This window comes from Thermobifida halotolerans (assembly GCF_003574835.2).
GTDB lineage: Bacteria > Actinomycetota > Actinomycetes > Streptosporangiales > Streptosporangiaceae > Thermobifida > Thermobifida halotolerans.
Window position 1 is genome coordinate 5,065,628 of sequence record NZ_CP063196.1, and the last position, 20,866, is coordinate 5,086,493.

Genomic DNA, 20,866 nt, shown 5'->3' on the forward strand with positions numbered 1-20,866 from the left:
GGTGGCCTGTTCGCGGGCCTGGTCGATGAGGGTGTCGTAGTCGGGGGTGGCGGTGGTGCGGTCGTCGTCGGTGTCGGTGGTGTTTTCGAGGTCGGCGAGTTCCTCCTGGTAGGCCTCTGCCAGGCGCCGCTGCTCCTCGGCGCGGGTCAGGAAGTCCTGGGAGTCCCGCAGCGCCGCGTCGGCCTCCCGCTGGACCTCGGCGATCTCGTTGTTGCTGGTGGTGAGGGTGTGGGCGCGGCTGTTGACTCCCTGGATGAGGGCGTCGATCTCGGCGCCGGCCTGGCGCAGGTCCTGGTGGGCGAGGTCGCGGCCTGACCGGAGACCGGTCGTGTCGGTGTGGGTGGACTGGGCGGCGTGGAGTTGGGCGTCCAGCGTGTGCCAGGCACGGGCGTGTTCGGCGGCGGTCAGGTAGGCGTCGCGCAGCGGGGACGCCGGAGGTGCCAGGTTCCGGTCGCCCTCGGCCAGGTCCCGGTCGGTGTGTCGCGGTCGGTCGGGTTCGCCTTCGGCCGGTTCCCGGTTGGTGTAGCCCAGCAGTTCGGCGAGTTGTCGGGCGTGGTCCAGGTAGTTGCGCAGCAGGGCCCGGCCGTTGTCGGGGGAGGCCGACTCCGGTGCGGCCAGGACCTCGCGTACCGCGTTTCCGAGGCGGTTCCGGTGGTCGGCGGGATCGGTCGCGGCGGGCAGGTGGTGCAGGACGAAGCGGCTGTGGTCGCGCAGCATCTGCGCGCCCAGTTCCCAGGCGCGGGCCTGGTCGGCGGGAAGGTCCCGCGAGGCGGGGCGTGCCTGTTCGATGCGGGCGTCGACCTCTGACAGGACCTGGTCGGCGTCCCGTTCGGGGGCGGCGAGGGCCATATGGATGAGACCGGCCGCGTCCCGGAGGGCCTGGAAGGCCGGGGACAGCGGGTTCTCCATCTCCTCGGGACTGGCCACGACCGCCTGGGCGTCGCCGGCATCGGTGTGGATGTCGAAGACGGGGAAGGCGAAGAGGTCGTGGCCGGTGGTGGGTGGGGTGGTGTTGGTGGTGCGGGCCTGGAGGGTGTCGAGGTCGTGGTCGGCGCGGGCGGCTTCCTGGCGGAGTTGGGCGGCGCGGTGGAGGCCGTTCTGGTAGTCGGGGTGGGTTTCGTTCCAGTTGTTGCGGGTGCGTTGGGTTTCGAGTTCGGTTTCGAAGCGGACGAGGTCGGCGTGGGCCTGGGCGGCGCGTTGGCGGGCCTGTTCGAGGGTCTGGTCGGTGGTGCCGGGGGCGGGTGCGGTGCCGCCGAGGGTGACGGGAGGCACGAACGCGGTGAACACCCACGGCCCGCTGCTCTGCGGAGAGAACGCGTTTCCGGTGAGGATCAGGTATCCCCGGATGGCCCGGTCCGCTTCGTTGCGGGCCTGCTCGGCGACGCCGTCGAGGAGGAAGACCTCGTTGGGAAGGGGGAGGTCGGCGCTGCGCGCGGTGGCGGCGAGCGCTTCGAGGAGGGCGGCCTCCCGGTCGGCGTCGACCGCTTCCTGGTGGGCGGTGCGGACGTCGGAGGGCGTGCTCGGGGGCGGGGGCGGGCTGAGGCGGGAGACGGAGTCGCCGGTGGGGTTCAGGCCGAGGGTGTGGGCGAGGGCCAGTGCGGTGCGGCGGTAGTCGGCCAGTCGCTCGCGGGCCGCGTTCGGGTTGTTGTTGGCCAGGGTGGCGGCGTGCTCGCGGATTCCGGCCAGCGCCGAGGCCAGGTGGGCGCGGACTCCTCGGGTGGCCTGGTCCGCTTCGTTGCGGGCCTGCTCGGCGACGCCGTCGAGGAGGAAGACCTCGTTGGGAAGGGGGAGGTCGGCGCTGCGCGCGGTGGCGGCGAGCGCTTCGAGGAGGGCGGCCTCCCGGTCGGCGTCGACCGCTTCCTGGTGGGCGGTGCGGACGCCGGAGGTCTCGTGCGGTCCGGGGGTCCAACCGAGGAGCGGGTTGTCGCTGGCGGGGTTCAGGCCGAGGGTGTGGGCGAGGGCCAGTGCGGTGCGGCGGTAGTCGGCCAGTCGCTCGCGGGCCGCGTTCGGGTTGTTGTTGGCCAGGGTGGCGGCGTGCTCGCGGATTCCGGCCAGCGCCGAGGCCAGGTGGGCCCGTGCCCTGTTGATGTTCTGGTCGTGGAGGGACTGGGCGGTGGTGCGGAGCCGTTCGGCTTCGGCGCGCAGCCATTCGGCGTCGCGGGGGAAGCCGGTGGTGTCCGCGTTGTGGGCCCACAGGTCGTGTTCGGCGGCCTCCTCGCGGAGCCGGGTGACGGTGTGCAGGGTGTGGATGGCCTGGAGGCGCTGTTCCGGGGGCAGGCTCTCCAGGTCGAAGGGCGGGGTCTGCGGTTCGGGGCGGACCGGGGTGGTGCCCAGGGCCTGGGCCTGGGCGCGGGCGTGGTGGCGGTAGTTGCGGGTGTAGTAGTCGAGTTGGGCGTCCAGTGCGGTCCGCTGGGAGCGGATGCTCTGGCGGGCGGCGGAGTCGTCCGGGGCGACCGCGAGCAGTCCGAGAAGAACCTGGGTGCTCTGGGAACGCAGGTGATCGATCTCGTGGCGGATGCGGGCCATGCGACGTCCGTGCTGCTCCACGGTCATCGGCTCGGGAGTCGGGGTGGACTCGTCGGAGGTGTACGCGGGGGGTGCGTCCACCGGTGCGGTGCTGTCGGGATCGGGTGTGTCGAGGAACGCGGTGATCGCGTCGGGGGTGGTGAGCGGGCTGAGGATGTAGGTCGCCAACTGGGTGTAGGCGTCGGTGATGTTACTGCTCTGGTCGAGTCTTTCCTCCAGGAACTGGACATTGGCCTGTGCGACGTCGGCTTGCCAGTTCTGGAGGTCGTCCCGGGCTTCGCTGGGCGGGAGTTCGAACAGTCGTTCTGTCCAGAACCTGAGCTGGTCGGTCAGGCTCTGGCGCAGTTCGATTTCGCTGGCGTGGAGGTCGCGCACCTGGAAGGCGGCGTCGGTGCTGGACAGGTCGGCGGTGGTGACGCCGAGGTCCCGGGCCAGGTTGATCGCGATCTGCCTGCTTGCGTCCCTGGCCGTCTGGATCCGGGCGGTCAGGGTCTCGTACTGGCTTCGGAGTTCCTCGGCGCGGGCGAGGTGCTGCTCGGCCTCGGCGGTGGCGGTCCGGATGTGGTCGCGCAGGATGGTGATCTGCTGGTCGCGGTCGGGTCCGGTGTCGGTGGGAGTGGTGTCGCGTTGGCGGGTGAGGGCCTGTTCGCGGGTCTGGTGGTAGTCGGCGCGGGCGTGGTGGGCGCGGGCCTGGTCGCGCAGGCGGGTGTAGGTGTTCTCCAGGTCCTGGGCTTGCTGGAGCAGGGGGGTGCGGGCGGCGGTGTCGGTTTCGGGAATCCGGGCGAGTTCGGCCTGGACGCGGGCGAGCGAGGCGAGTGTGTGGTCGGCTTCGGTCGCGTGGTTTCGGGCTTGGTCGCGCAGTTCGGTGGCCTGTTCGCGGGCCTGGTCGATGAGGGTGTCGTAGTCGGGGGTGGCGGTGGTGCGGTCGTCGTCGGTGTCGGTGGTGTTTTCGAGGTCGGCGAGTTCCTCCTGGTAGGCCTCTGCCAGGCGCCGCTGCTCCTCGGCGCGGGCCAGGAAGCCCTGGGAGTCCCGCAACGCCGCGTCGGCCCGCTGACGCAGGCGGGCGGTCTCGGTGTTGTGGGTACCGAGGCGCTCTCCGCGTCTGTTGACACTCCGAGCAAGAGCGTTGACATCACCGCGGGCCACCGCGAGCTGCCGGTCCGAGAGTGTGGCGCCGATCTCCCTGGCGATCGTGTCGAGGCCGAGGTCCGTGAGGGCTCTGAGGCCGGTGTCCACCGCGTGCCGGGACCGGGCGTGCTCGGCGGCGGTCAGATAGGCGTCGCGCAGTGAGTCCTGGCCGCTGTCGGGGGAGGCGGACTCCTGAGGGCCCGGGGCCCTGTGTGAGGTCGGGGGTGCCAGATCGGAGTCGCCCTCGGCCGACCCAAGTCTGGTGTAGCCCAGCGCTTCGGCCAGAAGCAGGGCCTGGTCCAGGTAACCACGCAGCACGGAGTGTCTGTCGGTGCCGGACCGCGTGGCGTCGCTCCCGCGGTCCACGGCCTCGCGTGCCGACTCCACCAGGTGGCGGCCGTAGTGGCCGGCCAGGTCCGCACCCAGTGTCCAGATCCGCCTCTGCGGCTCGGTGACCCCGTCCAGCGGGCGTGTTCGGACGAACTCCTCCAGTTCGCCGAGCGCCTCTTCGGCGTGTTCGACACCGCCCTGTCCTCTGGCGACCGCCCGGCCCCGCGAGGTGAGTTCCTGAAGTCTCTCCCCCAAGTCCGTGAAAAGCTCGCGGATCTGGGGAGAGGGAGCCTCGGGCCGGCCGCTCTCCACCGAGGGTTCTGCCGCGGCCTGATCGGGGGCCGGTTGCCGCCCGTCCTGGTTTCCGTCCGCCTCCACGGAGAACACGGGGAAGGCGGCGACGGTCCGGGCGCCGGAGGGCCCGCCCAGGGCGGTGACCTGGGCCTGGAAGTAGCGGTTGGCGGTCTCGTTGTGCTGCCGGGCGAGGTCGCGCGCGGCCTGGGCTTCGGCCGTGAGCCGGGCGGCGGTGTCGGGGTCGCTGGTGCGTGCCTCCTCGGCTCGGGTGGTGAGACGGTCGGCCTCACGCAAGTGGTGGAGGGCGCGTTCGGCCTCGCTCTGGGCGAGGTCGCCGAGCCACCGTGCCGCGGCCCGAGGCGCGTGTGCCCGGTCGGGGCTGTCCGTGCGGGGGCGGTCTCCCCGGTCAGCCGAGGGGGGAGGACTGCTGACCGGGGTCGGGGGTGCGGTGTCGGTGGGAGGTTGCGGGAGGGGCAGGACGGGGGTGCCGTCGGGGTTCCAGGTTCCTCCGTTGTCGGTGAAGCGCTGGCGGGCCTGGTCCAGGTCGGTGAAGGCGCGGTCGAGTTCGCGGGTGGCGTGGGTGAAATCGTGGCGTGCGCCGAGTACGGCCCGCTGGTCACCGCGTGCGGCCTCCAGGAGGGCGGCGGCGAGTTCGAGTTCGGCGTTGGCGGCGTCGACGCGCAGTTGGGCGGCTTTGACTCTTCCGCCGAGGTGGTACAGGTCAGTATCGGACAGGGCGAAGTTGGTGCGGACGTCTTCGAGGTCGGTCTCGAAGCGGACCACGTCGGTCTGGGCGCGGGCCACCCGCGTCCGAGCCTGCTCCACCGGGCCGGTCGGCTCGGGGCGGGAGGGGCCGGCCGGAGCCGTCGGTTCGGCCAGCACCGTCATGACCTGGACGTCTGGCCCCTGTTGGGTGTTCGGGGAGCCGTTCGCCGCGGTCAGGTCGTCGAAGGGCAGTCCGTACGGCGAAGGCGTCCAGTCGTCCGGTTTCACCCAGTTGTCGGGGACGAACTCGGCCTCCAGGAACCAGGACAGTCCCCCGTAGGGGTCGGGGCGCTCGCTGACCGCGTGGATGACGAACGTCGCGCCGCGCTTGACCAGGATCTCGTGCTCGTTGCCCAGTCCGTTGCTGACGGCGTTCTCGGCGTTGAACGCCGGATAGCCCTCCGGAATCCGGAACATGGTGTAGATCCTGCGGGCGGTGTACGCCGGATCGATGTTGACGGACGTCGACAGGTAGCCCGGTTCGGTGTGCACCCTGCCGACCAGGCTCCGCATGCCGTCCGGGTCGTTCACCGACACTCCGAGACGTTGGGCGAGGTCGCTGTTGGCGCCCCGGTAGACAACGATCGGCTCGGGGGTGCGGACGGTCCGGAAGACCGAGTCGAGGACTTCGACGGCCTTTCGCACGGTCGGGTGCGCCGCGGCCGGAGGCTGTCCGCTCTGCAGCGCCGTGTTGATGGGGTCACTGCCCTCGGCGCGGTAGAAGGCGATGTGACCCCGCTGCTCCGGGGTCAGCGGAGGAACGGGGAAGTCGCTGTTGAGCCAGGTGACGCCTTCCCGCTCGCTCGTGAACCACGGCCGCCCGCTGCGCATGCCGGGGGCGCCGCGTCCGGCTCCCCACTCCGGCAGCGGCGCCCAGCCTCCGGTGTTCCCCGGAGCGTCGGCTATGGGGAAGGCGATGGGGCTGGTGTCGCCGGTGACGCCGAGGGCGTGGCCCTGGAGGCGGGCGATGGTCTCGTAGCGGTCCAGGTCCTGGACGGCTCGAGTGTGCGCGTCGGCGAGTTCGGCTTCCAGGTGGGCGGTGTCGGACGGGCTGTTCGCCCTGGCGAGTTCGGTCTCCAGGCGGGCGACGTGTTCCCAACTGTCGCGGGTGGCGCGGAGCTGGGTGAGGGCGAGGTCGGTGAGGACGCGGGCCGAGGTCAGGGAGGGACGTCCCGTGGTCGGGGAATCGGTGCGCGTGGACTGCCCGGTCGGCGGCTGGACCGGAGCGGTGTCGGTCAGGACCGTGTAGACCTGGAGATCGGTGTCACTGTCGCTGTCGGAGTCGTCGCTGTTGTTGGTCTCCGTCGGATAGTGGGCGTCGGCGTCTCCGAGGGGGCGGGGCGTCCAGCCGTCCGGTCTCACCCAGTTGTCGGGGACGACCTCCGCCTCGACGAACCACAGGTCCCTCAGGTCGCCGCTCTCGGGCTGCACGGCCTGGCGCTCGTAGGCGGCGTGGATGACGAACGTGGTGTTGCGGCGGAGCAGGATCTCCATCTCCCCGGCGCCCTGTCGGGCGTACGGCAGCGCGCTGAGCGCGGGATAGCCCTTGGGGACCCGCAACATGAGGTAGACGTCGCGTTCGACGGGGGCGTGGGTGCCGAGCGCGGTGGACATGTAGGCGGGATCGGTGTGGACGGTGCCCACGAGTGCCTGCATGGCGGCGGGGTCGTCGACATCGCCACCGAGCTGGTTGACGAAGTCGGTGTTGACTCCGCGGTGGACGATGATGGCCTCGGGGAGCGGAAGGTGGTGAACCGCGCCTTCGAGACCCTCGACGATCGAGAAGAACTTCGCGGCCTCGTCGCTGGGGACACGGCCGTCGGAGCGCAGTGCGCTGTTGACCATGTCGAAGTCGTCCCCGGTGTACTGCTCGACCGCGTCCTTCTGCCCGGGGGTCAGGGACGGGGCGTCGGGACCGGTTTCGAGGTTGCTGACCGCCCAGGAGATGGCCGAGTAGTTGTTGTCGAAGCGGACAGCCGGGTGGTCCATGCCGACGCCGCCCGGCTCCTCCGGGGTGCCGTTCCAGGGATGGCGCGGAAGGTACTGGCGTACGTCGTTCTCGTAGTAGTAGGTGTCCCGTTCCTCGTTGACGTCGGCGGGAACGGTGACCCACCTGTGGGAGTGGGAGGCATCCGCTGCGGGGGGCGGAGAGCTGAGGTGGGTGAGGGCGGTGTGGAGTGCGCCCGAGTCGTGCCAGGTGGCCCATTGGGTCTGTGTGATCTGGGCCATCTGGTCGGGGGTGAGGGTGGTGCTGGTGTAGGGGGCGACGACCTCGGGCAGCGGCAGGCCGGTGATGTGGTGGTTGTGGTAGGCGGTGAACAGGGGCAGGATCGAGCGTTCGTTGAGGGACGGTAGCCGGTGGGGGGAGAGAGTCTGGACGATGGCGTGGCGGATGTGCTCGGGCAGGTCGGAGGGGAGCAGGGGACGGCTGCCGTTGTCGGGGGTGTCCGTGTCCGGGCGCGGGGACTCGGTCGCGTCCCAGTCGATCTCGGAGGCGCGGTCCTCCCACCCGTCCGGACCGGTCTCGGGTCGGTCGGCGGAGGCCGTGGGCTGCGGTGCGGTGACGGACTGCTCGTCCTCGGGGAGGTAGCCGGTGTGGGCGTCGCCGAGGGGGGAGGGTTCCCAGTCCTCGGAGGGTTCCCAGCCGTGGGGGACGATCTCGGCTTCGACGAACCAGATGTCCTGCGGTTCGGTGTTGCCGCTGCCGGGGCGGATGGCTTCGCGCTGGTAGGCGGCGTGGATGACAAAGCGGGTGTTGCGGGGGAGCAGGATCTCGCGTTCCTCGTCCTGGTACTCCGCGCCGTCCCTGACTGCCATGACATTGAACGCCGGGTGCCCCTGGGGGATGCGGAGCATGAGGTAGGCGTCGTAGTTGAGGGGGGAGTGGGTGCCCAGGGAGGTGGAGGAGTAGCTGGGTTCGTTGTGGACGGTGCCGACCAGGTTGTACATGGAGGCGGGGCTGTTGACGTCGCCTCCCAGTCCGGCGATGTAGTCGTTGCTCACTCCGCGGTGGACGATGAGGGGGACGGGCAGGGCCGAGCCTGGGAAGAGGCTGTCGAGGTCGGTGACGAGTTGGAGGAAGGTTTCGGTCTCGTCGGGGGCGACCTGTCCGTGGCGTAGGCCGGTTTTGACCAGGTCGTAGCCCTCGTCGGTGTATTCCTGGACTGCGGCTTCCTGGTCGCCGGTCAGGGGTGCGGGTGGGGTCAGGGTTTGGTTGGCCCAGGTGATGGCTGGGTCGTCGTCGGTGAAGCGCAGGGCGCGGGCCATGCCGGTGCCGCCGGGTTCCTGCGGGGTGCCGGTCCAGCGGGGAGCGGGGGCGAGCTGGTCGCGGATGTCATCCTCGCCCTGCAGTACCTCGCCGTCGGCCTCCGAGTCGGTCTCTGAACCGGTTTCGGAGTTGTCCATGGGGTCGGGGCTGTCGAGATTGCTGGCGCCCGTGTTCCAGTCGACGTGGAGCATGTTGACCTGGACGGTGGGGTTCTGCTGCCACTGGGCGAGGGCGGCGTCGGCGGCTGCCTGGACCTCCGGGGCGGGAGCGGTGTGGGTGGGGGCCGGTGTCGGGGTCTGCTGGCTGGTGTGGGTCTCGCCGGGGGCGGGTGGTGTGGTGTCGGTGGGGGGTTGGGGGAGGGGGCGGTGGGGGGTGCCGTCGGGGTTCCAGGTTCCTCCGTGGTCGGTGAAGGTTTGGCGGGCCTGGGCCAGGTCGGTGAGGGCGCGGTCGAGTTCGCGGGTGGCGCGGGTGAACTCTTCCTGGGCGGTGAGGGTGGCGGTGCGGTTGCCGCGTGCGGCGTCCAGGTGGGCGGCGGCGCGGTCGAGTTCGGCGTTGGCGGCGTCGACCCTGAGTTGGGCGGCCTCCACCTTTCCGCCGAGGTGGTACGGGTCGGTGTCCGCGAGCGCGAAGTTGGTGCGGGCGTCTTCGAGGTCGGTCTCGAAGCGGACCACGTCGGTCTGGGCGCGGGCCACCCGCACCCGCGCCTCGTCGGCCGCCGGGCCGCTCGGCTCGGAGCGGGAAGCGCCGACCGGAGTCGCGGGTTCGGTCAGCGCCATCATCACGATGAGGTTCGGGTTGTTCTGCCACCGCTCGAGGGCTTCGTCGACCGCCGAGGGGCTGGAGGAATCCTCGGGCGCTCCGGGGCCGGAGGCGTCGGCGGCCGGTCGCGAACCCTGCGCGGCGGACGCGGTGTGGTTGCCGAGTTCGGTCAGGGCGAACTCGAGCGCCCCGGACTCGCCCCAGTGGTACCAGACCGTCCTGAGGAAGACCCCGGGGTGGTATCCCTCCCCGACCATGTCGGCGGGGAAGGAGGAGACCACCTGATCCAGTGAATCGCGCAGGATCTTGTGGTCGTAGTAGGCCTCGAAAGCGTGTCGCGCCGCCTCGGAGGTGAGGGAGAGGGGGAGGGCGCCCGCGCTGAGTTCCCGCGTGATGGCGCCGCGCACCTCGGGAGGGACGTCGGACAGGCGGGGCAGGCGCGCGGGGGCGGCGCTCTGCGGAGCGGGGGTGTTCTTCGGTACGGGCACGTCGTCCAGTGCGGCCGGGGTCCAGCCCGCGGGGCGCTGCCAGCCGTCGGGCACGATCTCGGCCTGCACCAGCCAGCGGCCGTGCTGCCTGCGCACGTCGTGGATGACGTAGGTCGCCTCGCGCGGCAGCAGGATCTCCTGCTGCTCGGGGAACGGGGTGTCGCGCACGTCCATCACGTTCAGCGCGGGATATCCCCGGGGCACCGCGAGCATGACGGTGATCGGCCGGTTGGGGAAGAACAGGCTGTCCGCCGAGATCGACGCCGACTGGTAGGCGGAGTCGGTGACGGTCCGGCCGACCAGGGCGTTCATGCTGGCCTCGTCGTTGGGGTCGCCGCCCAGTTCGGGCAGTCCCTTGAGAGTGCGGTAGACGACGAGCGACTCGGGAGCCGAGGACCTGTGCAGCACCCGGTCCACGCCCTCGACCGTCCTCTGCGTGTCGGTGAGGCGCTCCGGGGGCAGGTCGGTGAGTTCGCCGCGCATCATCGCGTTGATGTAGCCGCCGTGCAGCGCGTACTCGATGACGGCGTGGTGTTCGTCATCGGCCAGGTCGGGGACGGCGAAATGCTGCCGCGCCCATTCCCGCGCCTCGGCGTCGGTGGTGAACCTCCGGCCCGCTCCCATACCCGGTGTCGGGGCCGCGGCGTCGCCCCATCCCCGGGCTGCGGACAGAGGGGCGGACCACACGGGAGGAGCGTCGGTCTCGGGACCGCTCGGTGGAACCGGTACGGCGGTGGGCTCGGTCCGGTCCGGGAGGACCCGCTCCCTGAACCTGCGCCCGAAGCTCCTCAGGGACTCGCGGACGGGGAAGGCGACGTAATCGGTGGGAGTGAAGTTCCTGAGGGCGCTGGTCGCCAGGGCGTCGGCGAGGTCGCTCACGAATTCGGCTCTGAGCGCCTCGCCCCGGGCCTCGGCGAGTTCCTGTTCCAGGCGGCCGCGGTCGGGGTCGGTGGCGGTGCTGAGTTCGCTCTCCAGCCGGGAGACCTCCTGCCAGGCGCCGCGGGTGTCACGGAGGCGGGCGAGGGAGATCTCGTTGAGTCGGCGGACCGTGTCCAGGGACGGGCGCGGGCGGCCGTCCCGGTCGGAGTCCGGAGCCGCCGGTTCGGTCCGCGCCATCATGACCTGGGCGGAGGAGTTCTGCTGCCGGTCCTCCAGCGCGGTCTCGGCCGCGGTCTCGGCCTGCGGGGAAGCGGTGTCTTCCTCGGGGAGGCGTGAGGGAACGGCGGACTCGGTGGACAGCGCCGTGGTCGGCTGGGAGGGGTTCAGAATCCGGCCGAACAGGGACGGCATCGCGGTGGGCCGGTTCTGGGTGGTGCGTGTTCCGGAGTTGGTGGGCTGCGGTGTGGTGGGTTGGTTCTGGGGCGGGGTGTCCGGGGTGTCGCTGGTCCCGGTGGTGGCGGGCTGGTCCTGGGTCGGGGTGTCCGGGGTGGTGGCGCGTGTTCCGGGGCTGGCGGGCCGAGGCGTCAGTGTGCCCTCGGATGCGGGCGGCGTCTGGTCGTCGTGGCCGTCGTGGTCGCCGCGGGTGGCCGCGCCGGGTTCGCCGGTGCGCTGACGGGCCTTCTGCCAGGCGTCCCGCCAGGCGGTGAACTTCTCCTCGAACGCGGCCTTGGCCCTGTCGTACTCCTGCTGCTGCCGCTCGTACGCGACGCGGACGTCCTGGTCGTCGGGGTCGCGGGCGAGGCTGTCGACGAGGGGGAGGAGCGCGGCGCGCTTGCTGTAGTAGTCCTTCTCGGCGTCGGCGAGTTCCTGCTGCGCCTTGGCGACGCCGTCCCAGGCCCCGCTGTCGACGCGGTCGCCGTCGAGCAGGCCGAGAGTGCGGGCCTGGTTCTCGCTGATCCAGGCGGTGATGGCGCTGTCGGTCTCGGCGAACCCGCGGGTGGGGGTGCGGCCGATGCCGGGGATGTGGGTGTGCGGGTTCTCGGCGGCGACGATCCAGCTCGTGGGGACCCGGACGAGGTAGCTGCGCTTACCGGTGGGATCGGGGCCGGGACGGCCGGGGTCGCTGTCGACGTGGCCGTCGGTGCGGGCGGTGCTGTCGCCACCGGCGGTGGCGACAGCGGGCACGCCGACGAAGACGGCACCGGGAGAGGTGCTGGTGGCGGAGTCGGCGGCGGTGCCTTCGGGGGGGCTCTCGGCGAGCCAGGCGGCGGGACGGACGCTGATGTTGGCGTTGGTGCCGGAGGAGTCGGCGACGGTGGTCAGGTGGAGGCTGCCGCTGCCGCGGGAACTGGTGTTGGTGGCGTCGACGGCGACGTCGACGATGGCGGCCCGGTCGAAGTGGGGGATGGCGCCGAGGCGCCACCGGGTGCGGCCGATGTCGAGGAGAGCGGCGCCGTCGGGGACGGAGGGGTCGGCGGCGTCGTGGAACAGGACCTTCAGGGACGCATCGTTGAGGTTGACGGTGACGGGGTCGTTGTTGGGATCGATCCCGGTCTTCCTGACGGCGTAGGACTTGGCGTTCCGCACGTCGTCGGCGGTGAGGTCGCCGGTGTGCCGCCAGCCGTGGGCCCTGGCGAGGGCCACGTACGCGGCGTCCTGGACGGAGTGCCCCTTGTCCTGGACGGTCAGCGGCGCGACGTCCACGTGCGGGCGGGCGGTGGCGCCGTCGCGCCGCGCTCCTCCCTCTGCGTCGCCGCGCTGAGCCGCGTCCTGCTGGTCCGCGCCGCGCTGGTCCCGGTCCTGGGGCCGGGGACGGCCACGCCAGTCGCGGACCGCGCCGTCCAACTGCCCGGGGTCGGCCGCCAGCCGCGGCATGGGGGCCTGCTCGGCGCTGTCCGGAGCCTGTTCGGCTTCGGCGTTCCGCTCTGCGTCGGCCGTCTCCGCGTCGACCTGGTCGACGAGGTCGAGGTAGGCGGCGGGGAAGGCTTCCTTGACGGTGGAGTGATCGCCTTCGACGGTGAAGGTGCGCGAACCGTAGGTGATGGTGAGACGGATGTGGGCGGGAGTCTCGGTGACGGCGTAGGGACCGTTGATCGCGGTGGTCCAGGAGGCGTCACCGGTGGTTGCGGTAATGCTCTTGTGGGCGGTGCCGGTGGTCATGCCCGCGGTGAGAGCGGGGGAGACGTTGACAAGACGCGGGCGGGGAAGCTCGGAGGGAAGGTCGCGGGGCTCGTCTCCTCGGGGCAGCGGGGTGGGCATATGCGAGAGGAACTCGGCGCGGGTGCCCAGGGTGGTGCCGGTGCTGCTGATGGCGTCGTGCTCGGTGGACACGGAGTGGTCGTGTTCGAAGGTCCCGCTGCCGCCGAGCTGGACGACTCTGGGAGGCTGGCGTACGGCCTCGATGGTGACGGTGCCGTGGCGGATCTGCCCCTTCAGCTCACCGCGGAAGGACCCGGAGGCCCGCTCCCCGTTCGGTCCGGTCTGCTCGGGGTGGCGGGAGAAGCGGTTGTGCCGGGCCCGCAGCTTGACGGAGACGGTACTGGGATCGTCGGTGCTGCGGGCGAGCTGGGCGGTGATCTGGTTGAGAACCGACTCGCGGCTGTGGCCGGTGAGTTCGTAGTTGTCCTCGCGCAGCCGCTCGGCCAGCCGCACGCCGGTCGAGTCCTGGGACTGCGCCTGCCGGGCGGTGCGCGCGTCGGCGTCCTGCCCCGGGGCGGGCGTGCGCGGAACGGTGGCGAGGTGGTGGCCCTGGTCCTCGAAACCGGGGCGGATCCGGAACCGGTCGGGGCCGAGCTCTGGGTTGGCCTGGGGGACGGGGTGGCCGGTGTCGGGATCGATGCGGTCGTTGACCAGGCCCGCGTCGTAGAGGGCGTGGAGGGGCGCGAATCCGAACTCGGCGCGGGGAACGGTGGTCTGGGTGCCGCTGTAGTGCTCGTCCCGGGGGGAGCGCGGCACGTTGACCATGAAGTCGTACTCGTCGCGGACCTCGGCGGTCTCGGTCAGGCGAAGGTCAGCGGTGTAGGGGCGGACCCCGCCCTGGGGTTTGAAGCTGGTCTTCTGACTGAAGGCGGCGGTGTCGGCGATGCCGGAGATCCAGCGCTTCGCGGCGGTCAGCGGGTTCCAGCCGAACCAGAAGGAGGGGGCGTTGGCGGTGTTGCTGGTGGTGCGGCCCGGGGTGGGGTTGTCGGGGTCCTCCTTGAGGCCGCGTGCGGAGGGATTGGGGTTGCCGACGACGCGGGCCTCGACGTCACCGGAGAGGAAGTGTCCTCTGACAGTGCTGCGGGTGATGCCGGTGCTGCGCGTGTGACTGGTCTTGAAGTCGCTGTCCGGCAGGATGTCGTGGAAGGTGACGTCGGTGCGGTCGGCGTGCAGGACGGTGGTGTGGCGGCCGCTGAAGAAGAAGTCGCGCATCCAGTTGCGGGTGCGGTAGCCGGGGTTGGAATCCAGGGCGTGGGTGTGCCCGGCGAGTGTCTCGCGGCCGAACAGAGTGGTGAAGAAGTCGTGCCCGGCGGGACGCTTGAGGAAGTTCTGCAGGCCGGGGGCGTTCCGCAGCAGTCCGTAGAGGCGCTGGCGCAGCGTGGAGTCACCCGCGCGGGCGCTGATGCCCTCGGTCGCCGTCGGCAGCGTGTCCAGGACGGCGGCCTCGTGTGACTGGTCGTTCCCTCCACGCGGGGCGCCGGGCTGCCGTGCCGCGATCGGTGGTCGGGCGCCGTTCACGATGCCTCGGGCCTGCTCGGCGGACAGCAGGGTGGAGGTCCGCTCGGCGGCGCCCCGGTCGCCGGAGCCCTCGTCGGCGAGGTCGGGCCCGGTGCGGCCGGGATCGGCCGGGGCGGGGGTCTCCAGTTCGATGCGGCCGGTGAGTTGGATGGGGTTGCCGTCGGCGTCGGTGAGCAGGTTGACGCGGTAGCCGTCGTAGTCGGGACGGTCCTGGGTGACGGTGGTCCTGACGTCCGCGGGCAGGTCGTCGGTCTTGCGGAACTTGCCCATCTCGGCGTGGAACCGGAGCTTGTAGCGCCAGATGTCGGTGTCGCCCTTGTGGGTGAAGGAACCCGAGGTCTTGACGGTGGCGTCGGTCTCCAGACCACGCGAGGTCATGCGCTGGTACTGGCCGCGGAAGCCGCCCCCCGCCTGGAAGCGAGCCATCCAACGGGCGTCCACGTTGGGCATGTCGCGGAACATGGTGCGCACGCGGAGACCGATGCGGTTGAGGCGCTCGTGCTCCTCGGCCCTGCGGTGGCTCGCGCTGCCGTCGGTGCTGGTGGCGGTGTGGTTCTTGGTGACGGTTCCGCCGAACTCGCGTCCGCTGGGGGTGGCGCGCAGGCGGACGGTGATGTAGTCGGGACGGAACCAGCCCTCCCTGTTCTCCGGGTCGACGAGGGCGGTCTCGATGAGGTGCACGTCGATGCCGTCGCTGGTCCACTCGTCGACGAGGCCGGTGAGGTTGGTCTCGGAGATCTGCTCCAGGATCCGGGCGGTGTTGTAGAGGGCGATCTCGTGGTCGCGGCGGAAGTGGTTCTCGCGGGAGAAGAACCGGCCGCTGTGGTCGACCTGGCCGGGAGGCCGCCTCGCGTACTCGGAGCGGGCGCGGGCGATGTCGGGGATGACCAGACCGGGGTACTGGCGGGCGATCCCGGTGAGCACCTGCTGGGCGTAGGCGTCGATGACCGTCCGCGGCGGGCTGTCGGCCCGGGGAGCGGTGTCGGGGGCCGCGGCGGAGTCCCGTGCGGTCGGGGCGGCGGGGCTCCAGGTGGTGTACTGGCTGCCGTCCTCCCAGGTGACTCCGCGGACCGTGGTGCCGCCGAAGTGGTCGGGGCGGTCCTCGCCGAGATGGCTGTAGACCGGGGCGTGGTCGCCCCGGGACCGGGCGTCGGGAGTGGCAAGGTCGGGGTCCCGCAGCAGGCGGGCGTCGTCGACGCCGAGGATCTCGATGCTCTGGCCGGTGAACCTGTGGGGCGTGTCCTCGCCGTCGAACTGCAGGTAGAAGTTGCGGTTGACGGCGTACATGGCGGCGTCTTCGGTGTGCGTGACACGTCCGACACCGCCCTTGTCGACCCGCACGGTCCCGATGGCGCGTTCGCGGTCGTGCCGGTAGTCGGCCAGGGGCAGTTCCGTGCGCATCTGGCTGTTGAACGCCTGGAGGACGAATCCGCCGCCGAATCCCCCGGCGACGGAGTCGGAACGCAGGAAGGTGTTCTCCACCTCCTTGCTGGAGCTGACGGTGTGCTCCAGGCCCAGACCGGCGGGCACGTCGGGGATGCGGGTGAGTTCGGTGGGCACCGACCACATCTTGACCAGGCGCTCGTGCCCGGCGTTGTCCCTGACCTCAAGGTAGATGGGGCCCTTGGTCATGGCCTTGAGGTTGTCGCGCACCGAGTCGTCCGACAGCATGTGGCGGATCTCGGCCGCTTCGTGCCCGTGGGGCCAGGCGGTCTTCCTGCGGCGCAGGAAGTTCGGCAGCACCGTGTCCTTGGCGCGTTGGAACCAGTTCCGGGGGCGCGGATCGCTCAGGTGGTCCACCACCCACTCCGCCATCGTCCGTCGGCCGCCGCGCCGACCCCCCGTGCCCTGTCCGTCCTCCTGAGCCTGACCGGTGTCTTCGGCGGCGTAGACGCCGTTGACGGCTGCCGGGTGACCGTTGCCCACGCGGATGCCCGCGTTGCCGCCCGCGACCGCGTCCGGCGCGGGCTCGGTGGTGTCGAAGGGGTCGCGCAGCCGGATGTGGTCGGGGGCCTCGGAGGAGCGCTCTCCCAACTCCACCGTCAGACTCAGGCCCCTGGGCACCTCGAACACCGCGGGGCCGGTCAGCTCCACGTCCTGCGCCTCGGCGCCCGCCTGCTCCGAAGCCCGGTCGCGCGGCTGGGAGTCGGGACCGAGAGTGAGTTCGGCGCGCAGGTCGGTGAAGTACTCCACGGCCCTGCCGCTGACACTGGCGCTGCTCGCCATGGCCGCGTCGCGGCCGATGACCTCGCTGGCGCTGGGCTGGTTGACCGAGCCCAGCGCGGTGAAGGTGATGGCCGGGCCCAAGCTCGCGGGCAGCGGGATGGGGAACAGCGGGTTGACGTAGACGGTGCCGCCGAAGCCCCGGTGCGCGTTCTCACCGCGGGTGTCCTGGTGGATCAGGGGCCTGCCCGCGGAGTCGGAGTTGGACAGGCCCGGAGTCGAGTCGTCGTCCTTGGGGAGGTCTCCCGTGCGCCGCCAGTCGTTGCTCCGCGAGCCGAGACGCAGGGTCGCGGTCCGGTCTCCCACCGTCACGGAGTGGCCGCCGTGGCTGAAGAAGGGGTACGGGTTCCTGGCGAACTCGGCGGCGAACGCGTCGCGGAACCCCTCGGGCAGGTGCTGGGCCAGTCCCTCCAGTACGCCGTCGAACCCTCGTCCGCCCTCGGAGCCGGGCACGGTCAACCCGATCCGCTGGGTCTCCAGGAGTTCGCTGCCGAGCAGGTGGTCCAGTTGCCGCGAGTAGGTGTCGAGGTCGTCCTCGCGACTCCTGCCGGACTCCCGCTCCATCCTCGCGACGTCCGCTTCCAACCGCGGAACGTCGCTGTCGCTGGTCTCCTTGAATACGCCGGCCCTCTGCTCGTCACCGACGAAGACGTTGGCCCGTTCGGCGTCCGCGATGAGTTCCGCCCGGGCCTCCTTCTGGGCGTGCTCCAGGTTCCGCTCCGCCTCCTCGACGGCGCGGAGGCGGTCGGCGTACGCGGTCTCGGCCGCCGTGGCGGCCTCCTCCAGAGCGCGGACCTGCTCGTCGGGGACGCGGGTGGTCTCCCCCTCCGGTTCGACCGTGGTCTCGGTCCGGACGGTGTCCCCGGGAGGCGTTCGGAGTTCCTGCTCCAGGAGTTGCAGCCGCTTCCGCTGCTCGTCGGCCTCCTGCTTCTTCTCCCGCGCCTTCTCGGCGGCTTCGTCGCGGGCGTCGCGTGCCTGGCGGGCGGCCTGCTCGGCCGCGTCCCTGACCGACTCCAGGTGCGCCAGCCGCGCCGTCCGCAGGTTTCCTCGGGCGTCCAGCAGGTCGTGACCGACGGTCGCGGTGTTCTGGAGGGCCGCACCGTAGTCCCGCTCGATCCGGGCCCGGTCGAGTTGGTCCCGCGTCCAGTTGCGCAGGTCCCGCTCCATCGTCTGCTGCGCGGTCCGCGCCTCCTGCTCAGCTCTGGCCACGGCGCGCTCCCGCGCGGAGGCGGTCTCCGTGGCGGCTGCCCGGTCGCGGCGGGCCGCCGCGGAGTCCCGGTCCGCTGCGGCCAGGTCGGCCTGGTGGGTCCGCAGGTCCTCGTCGCGGGTCCTAACGGCCTGGTCCAGGGCCTGCGTGTGCCGCTCGACCAGGGCCTGCGCCTCCTGTTCGAGCCGGGCGGCGCGCTCGCTGTCCGTTTCGGTCGGGGGAGCGGGCTGTTCTCCCGTTTCGGTCGGGGGAGCGGGCTGTTCTCCCGTTTCGGTCGGGGGAGCGGGCTGTTCTCCCGTTTCGGTCGGGGGAGCGGGCTGTTCTCCCGTTTCGGTCGGGGGAGCGGGCTGTTCTCCCGTTTCGGTCGGGGGAGCGGGCTGGCCTTCCGTTTCGGTCGGGGGAGCGGGCTGTTCTCCCGTTTCGATCGGGGGAGCGGGCTGGCCTTCCGTCTCGGGGGCGCCGGTCCGGTCAGCGTTCGCGCGGATCTCGGCGGCCTGGTCCCGTAGGGTCTGGGCGTCCTGCCGCGCCTGGTCCAACGCGGCCTGGGCCTCCTGGACGGCCCGCTCGGAGGCTTCCGCGCGGTTCCTGGACGCCTCGGCCTGCTGGCGGGACTGGGCGGCCCGATGGTCGGAGTTCTGCGCTCGCTGCTCGGCCTGCTCGACCCTGTTCTGCCACTCCGACCGTGTCGTGGCAGCACTGGCCGCAGCCTTGTCGTAGGCGGCCCTGGACTTGTCGTAGGCCGTCTTGGAGTCGTTCTCCCGGGTCTGCGCGGCCTCCCACCGGGCCTGCTCGGCCTGGCTCCGTCGCTGCGCCTCGTCGAACCTGCCCTGCTGCTCCGCGACTGCCCGCTCGTGGCTTCGGAGGGCCTCCGACGTCGGATCGGTGGTCACGGGGGTGGGCTCCGGCGGCGTGTTCGTCTCCGAGACGGGGGCCGAGGCGTCGTGCCCGGTCTCGGGCGTCTGTTCGGCGGCTCCCCCCAGCTCCGGAGTATCGGAGGCCGCGGCGACCGTTTCGTTGGCCGGAGAGAGATCGGAGGTACCGGAGGAGGTCCGGTCCACGACGGGCTCCGTTGCCGTGGGACTCTCCTGGGAGACCGCTGCGGAGGGCTGCGAAGCCTGGGAGGAGACCGTCCGTCCGGCCTCCGTCCCGGTGGGGGCCGGGGTTTCGGTGGAGGAGGGCGGCCGGTCGGCTTGAGAGGAGACCGTCTGCGGAGCCTGCTGCGAGGACCGGTTGGCCGGAGCGGCCGTCCGGTTGGGTGTGCTGTCGTTGGCGGACGGAGCGGTGCCGGCGGACCGGTTCTGCTGCTGTGTGCCTTCGGTGGTTCGGGAGTCGACTGTGGTGGTGGTTGGTGTGGGTGCGCTGGTGATCGGGGAGGAGGCGCCGGGGATCAGGGTGGTGTCGGATGTCGGGGTGGTGGTGCTCTGTTCGGAGTCAAGGGTGATGTCGTAGACGGCGAAGGCGGTGAGGGGTGGGGGGGTGGGGATGGTCAGGTTGCCGAAGGAGTCGATGCCGTTGAAGTGGGCGGTGCGCAGGGAGTTGATGAACTCTTCGGCGGCTGCTCTGTTGCGGGCCGCGTTGTCGGTGTTGTTGGTCCTGGTCCCGGTGTCTTCGGTGGTGTCGGGGGTGGTGGTCCGGATGTCGGGGGTGGTGATGGTGAGGTCGGGTGCGGTGACGGTGGGGTCGGCGGTGCTGCCGGTGTCGGTGAGGTCGGCGGTGTTCGGCCCCGTGGCGGTTTTCTGGGTGGGGGAGGTGGCCGGGGGTGTGGCGGTGCCCGGCTTGTCGGTGGGGTCGCTTTTTTCGGTGGGGGTGTTGGGTGGGGGTGGGAGGGTGATGTCTCCCATGTTTTTGAGGGTGTCGATGGTTGTGAGGCCGCCGAGGGTGGCGAGGTTTTGCAGGGCTGCGGTGGAGGCTCCGGCGACGGCGGACATGCCGGAGGCTTCCCAGCCTTTGTCGGTGAAGAGGAGGTTGGTGAGTCCTTCGCCGACGTAGCCCTCGATGGCGCCGGTGCCGGCGGCGAGTCCGGCGTCGCGGAAGCGGTGGGCCCAGGTGGTGCCGTAGGTGTCGAGGGTGGTGGTGAGGGCGTCGGGGATGTTGTGGGAGAGGTGGTTGCGGAGGCCGGGGGGCAGGTTGGTGGTGGTGAGGGCGTCGTCGAGGCTGGTGCGGAGGTGGGGGGTGCCCCAGTTCTTGGTGAAGGTGTGGGCGTAGGTGTCGCCGATGGTGCGGGCCTGGTGGGCGCCGAGGGTGGTGCCGAGGTGTTTTTCGAAGAGGTTGGCGAGGTCGTCGCGGAACTGTTGGGCGGTTTTGGGGTTGAGCCAGCCGGTGTCGTTGCGCCAGGGGGCGAGGAGTTCGTTGCTGTTGTTGCTCAGGAGGGTGGACAGGTCCTGGTGGAAGTCGGGGCCGAGGTCGGGGTCGCCGTCGGGTGTGGGTGTGGTGTCGGGTGTGGGTGTGGGGTTGGGGACGGTGTCGGGGGTGGGGTTGGTGGTGGGGGTGGGGTCGGGTCGGTAGGGCGGGGGTGGGTCGGTGATGTCTTTGTAGGCGGGGGGTGGGTCGAGTTTGGGGAGGTTGTTGAGGTTCTTGGTGAGGATGCCGGTGAGTTCTTTGCTGATGAAGGCGTCGATGCCGGTGGTGAGGGCGGCGGAGATGAGGCCTTCGATGAGGGCTCCGGCGGCGGCCATGCGGGTGAGTTCTTTGTCCCACTCGTCGCGGTTGCCCTGGTCCTGCTGGATGCGTTGGATGAGCAGGTCCATGGTGACGCCGAAGAACTGGGCGATGAAGAGGTTGCCCAGGAGGGTCCAGGTGAGCCAGTTGAGGATGCGGCGGATGGCCTGGTGGCGGATGAATTTGAAGAAGGCGATCCAGGTGAGGGAGGCGCCGAAGGTCCATTGGGCCATGGCGATGGCCCAGGCGATCTCGATGGCCAGTTGGATGAGTTGGCCGATGATCATCCATTTGGCGTATTCGACCTGGTTGGCGGCGTTGCGGGCGTATTTTTCGATGTCGGCGGCGAGTTGGGCGGCTTTGCCGACGTAGTTGCGTTCTCCTGCGGTGAATTGTTCGAGGGATTTCTCGAAGTATTCGGTGGCGTGGCCGTCGAAGGTGACGCTGACTTTGCGGCGGAGGACGATGATGAGTTCGGGGAGTTCGGTGTCGAGGATGTGGCGGGTGACGGAGTAGACGTCGCCGAGTACGCGGAGTTTGTCCTCGTCGGCGCTGGGCCATTTGGTTCCGGTCAGGCCGTAGAACAGGTCCCGCAACTCGTCCGGCAACTCCATACCCATGAAC

The 20,866-nt window shown here is 71.0% G+C and carries 1 protein-coding gene (only partly in view); it reads right to left on the reverse strand.

The window, feature by feature from the left end; all coding sequences use genetic code 11:
• Positions 1-20,862, reverse strand: the 5' portion of a protein-coding gene (locus NI17_RS22565; protein ID WP_279395510.1) for an ADP-ribosyltransferase. The gene continues 16,185 nt to the left of window position 1, outside the view; only the first 20,862 of its 37,047 coding nucleotides appear in the window; its start codon is at positions 20,860-20,862; its stop codon lies off the left edge, out of view.
• Positions 20,863-20,866: the final 4 nt, after the last annotated feature.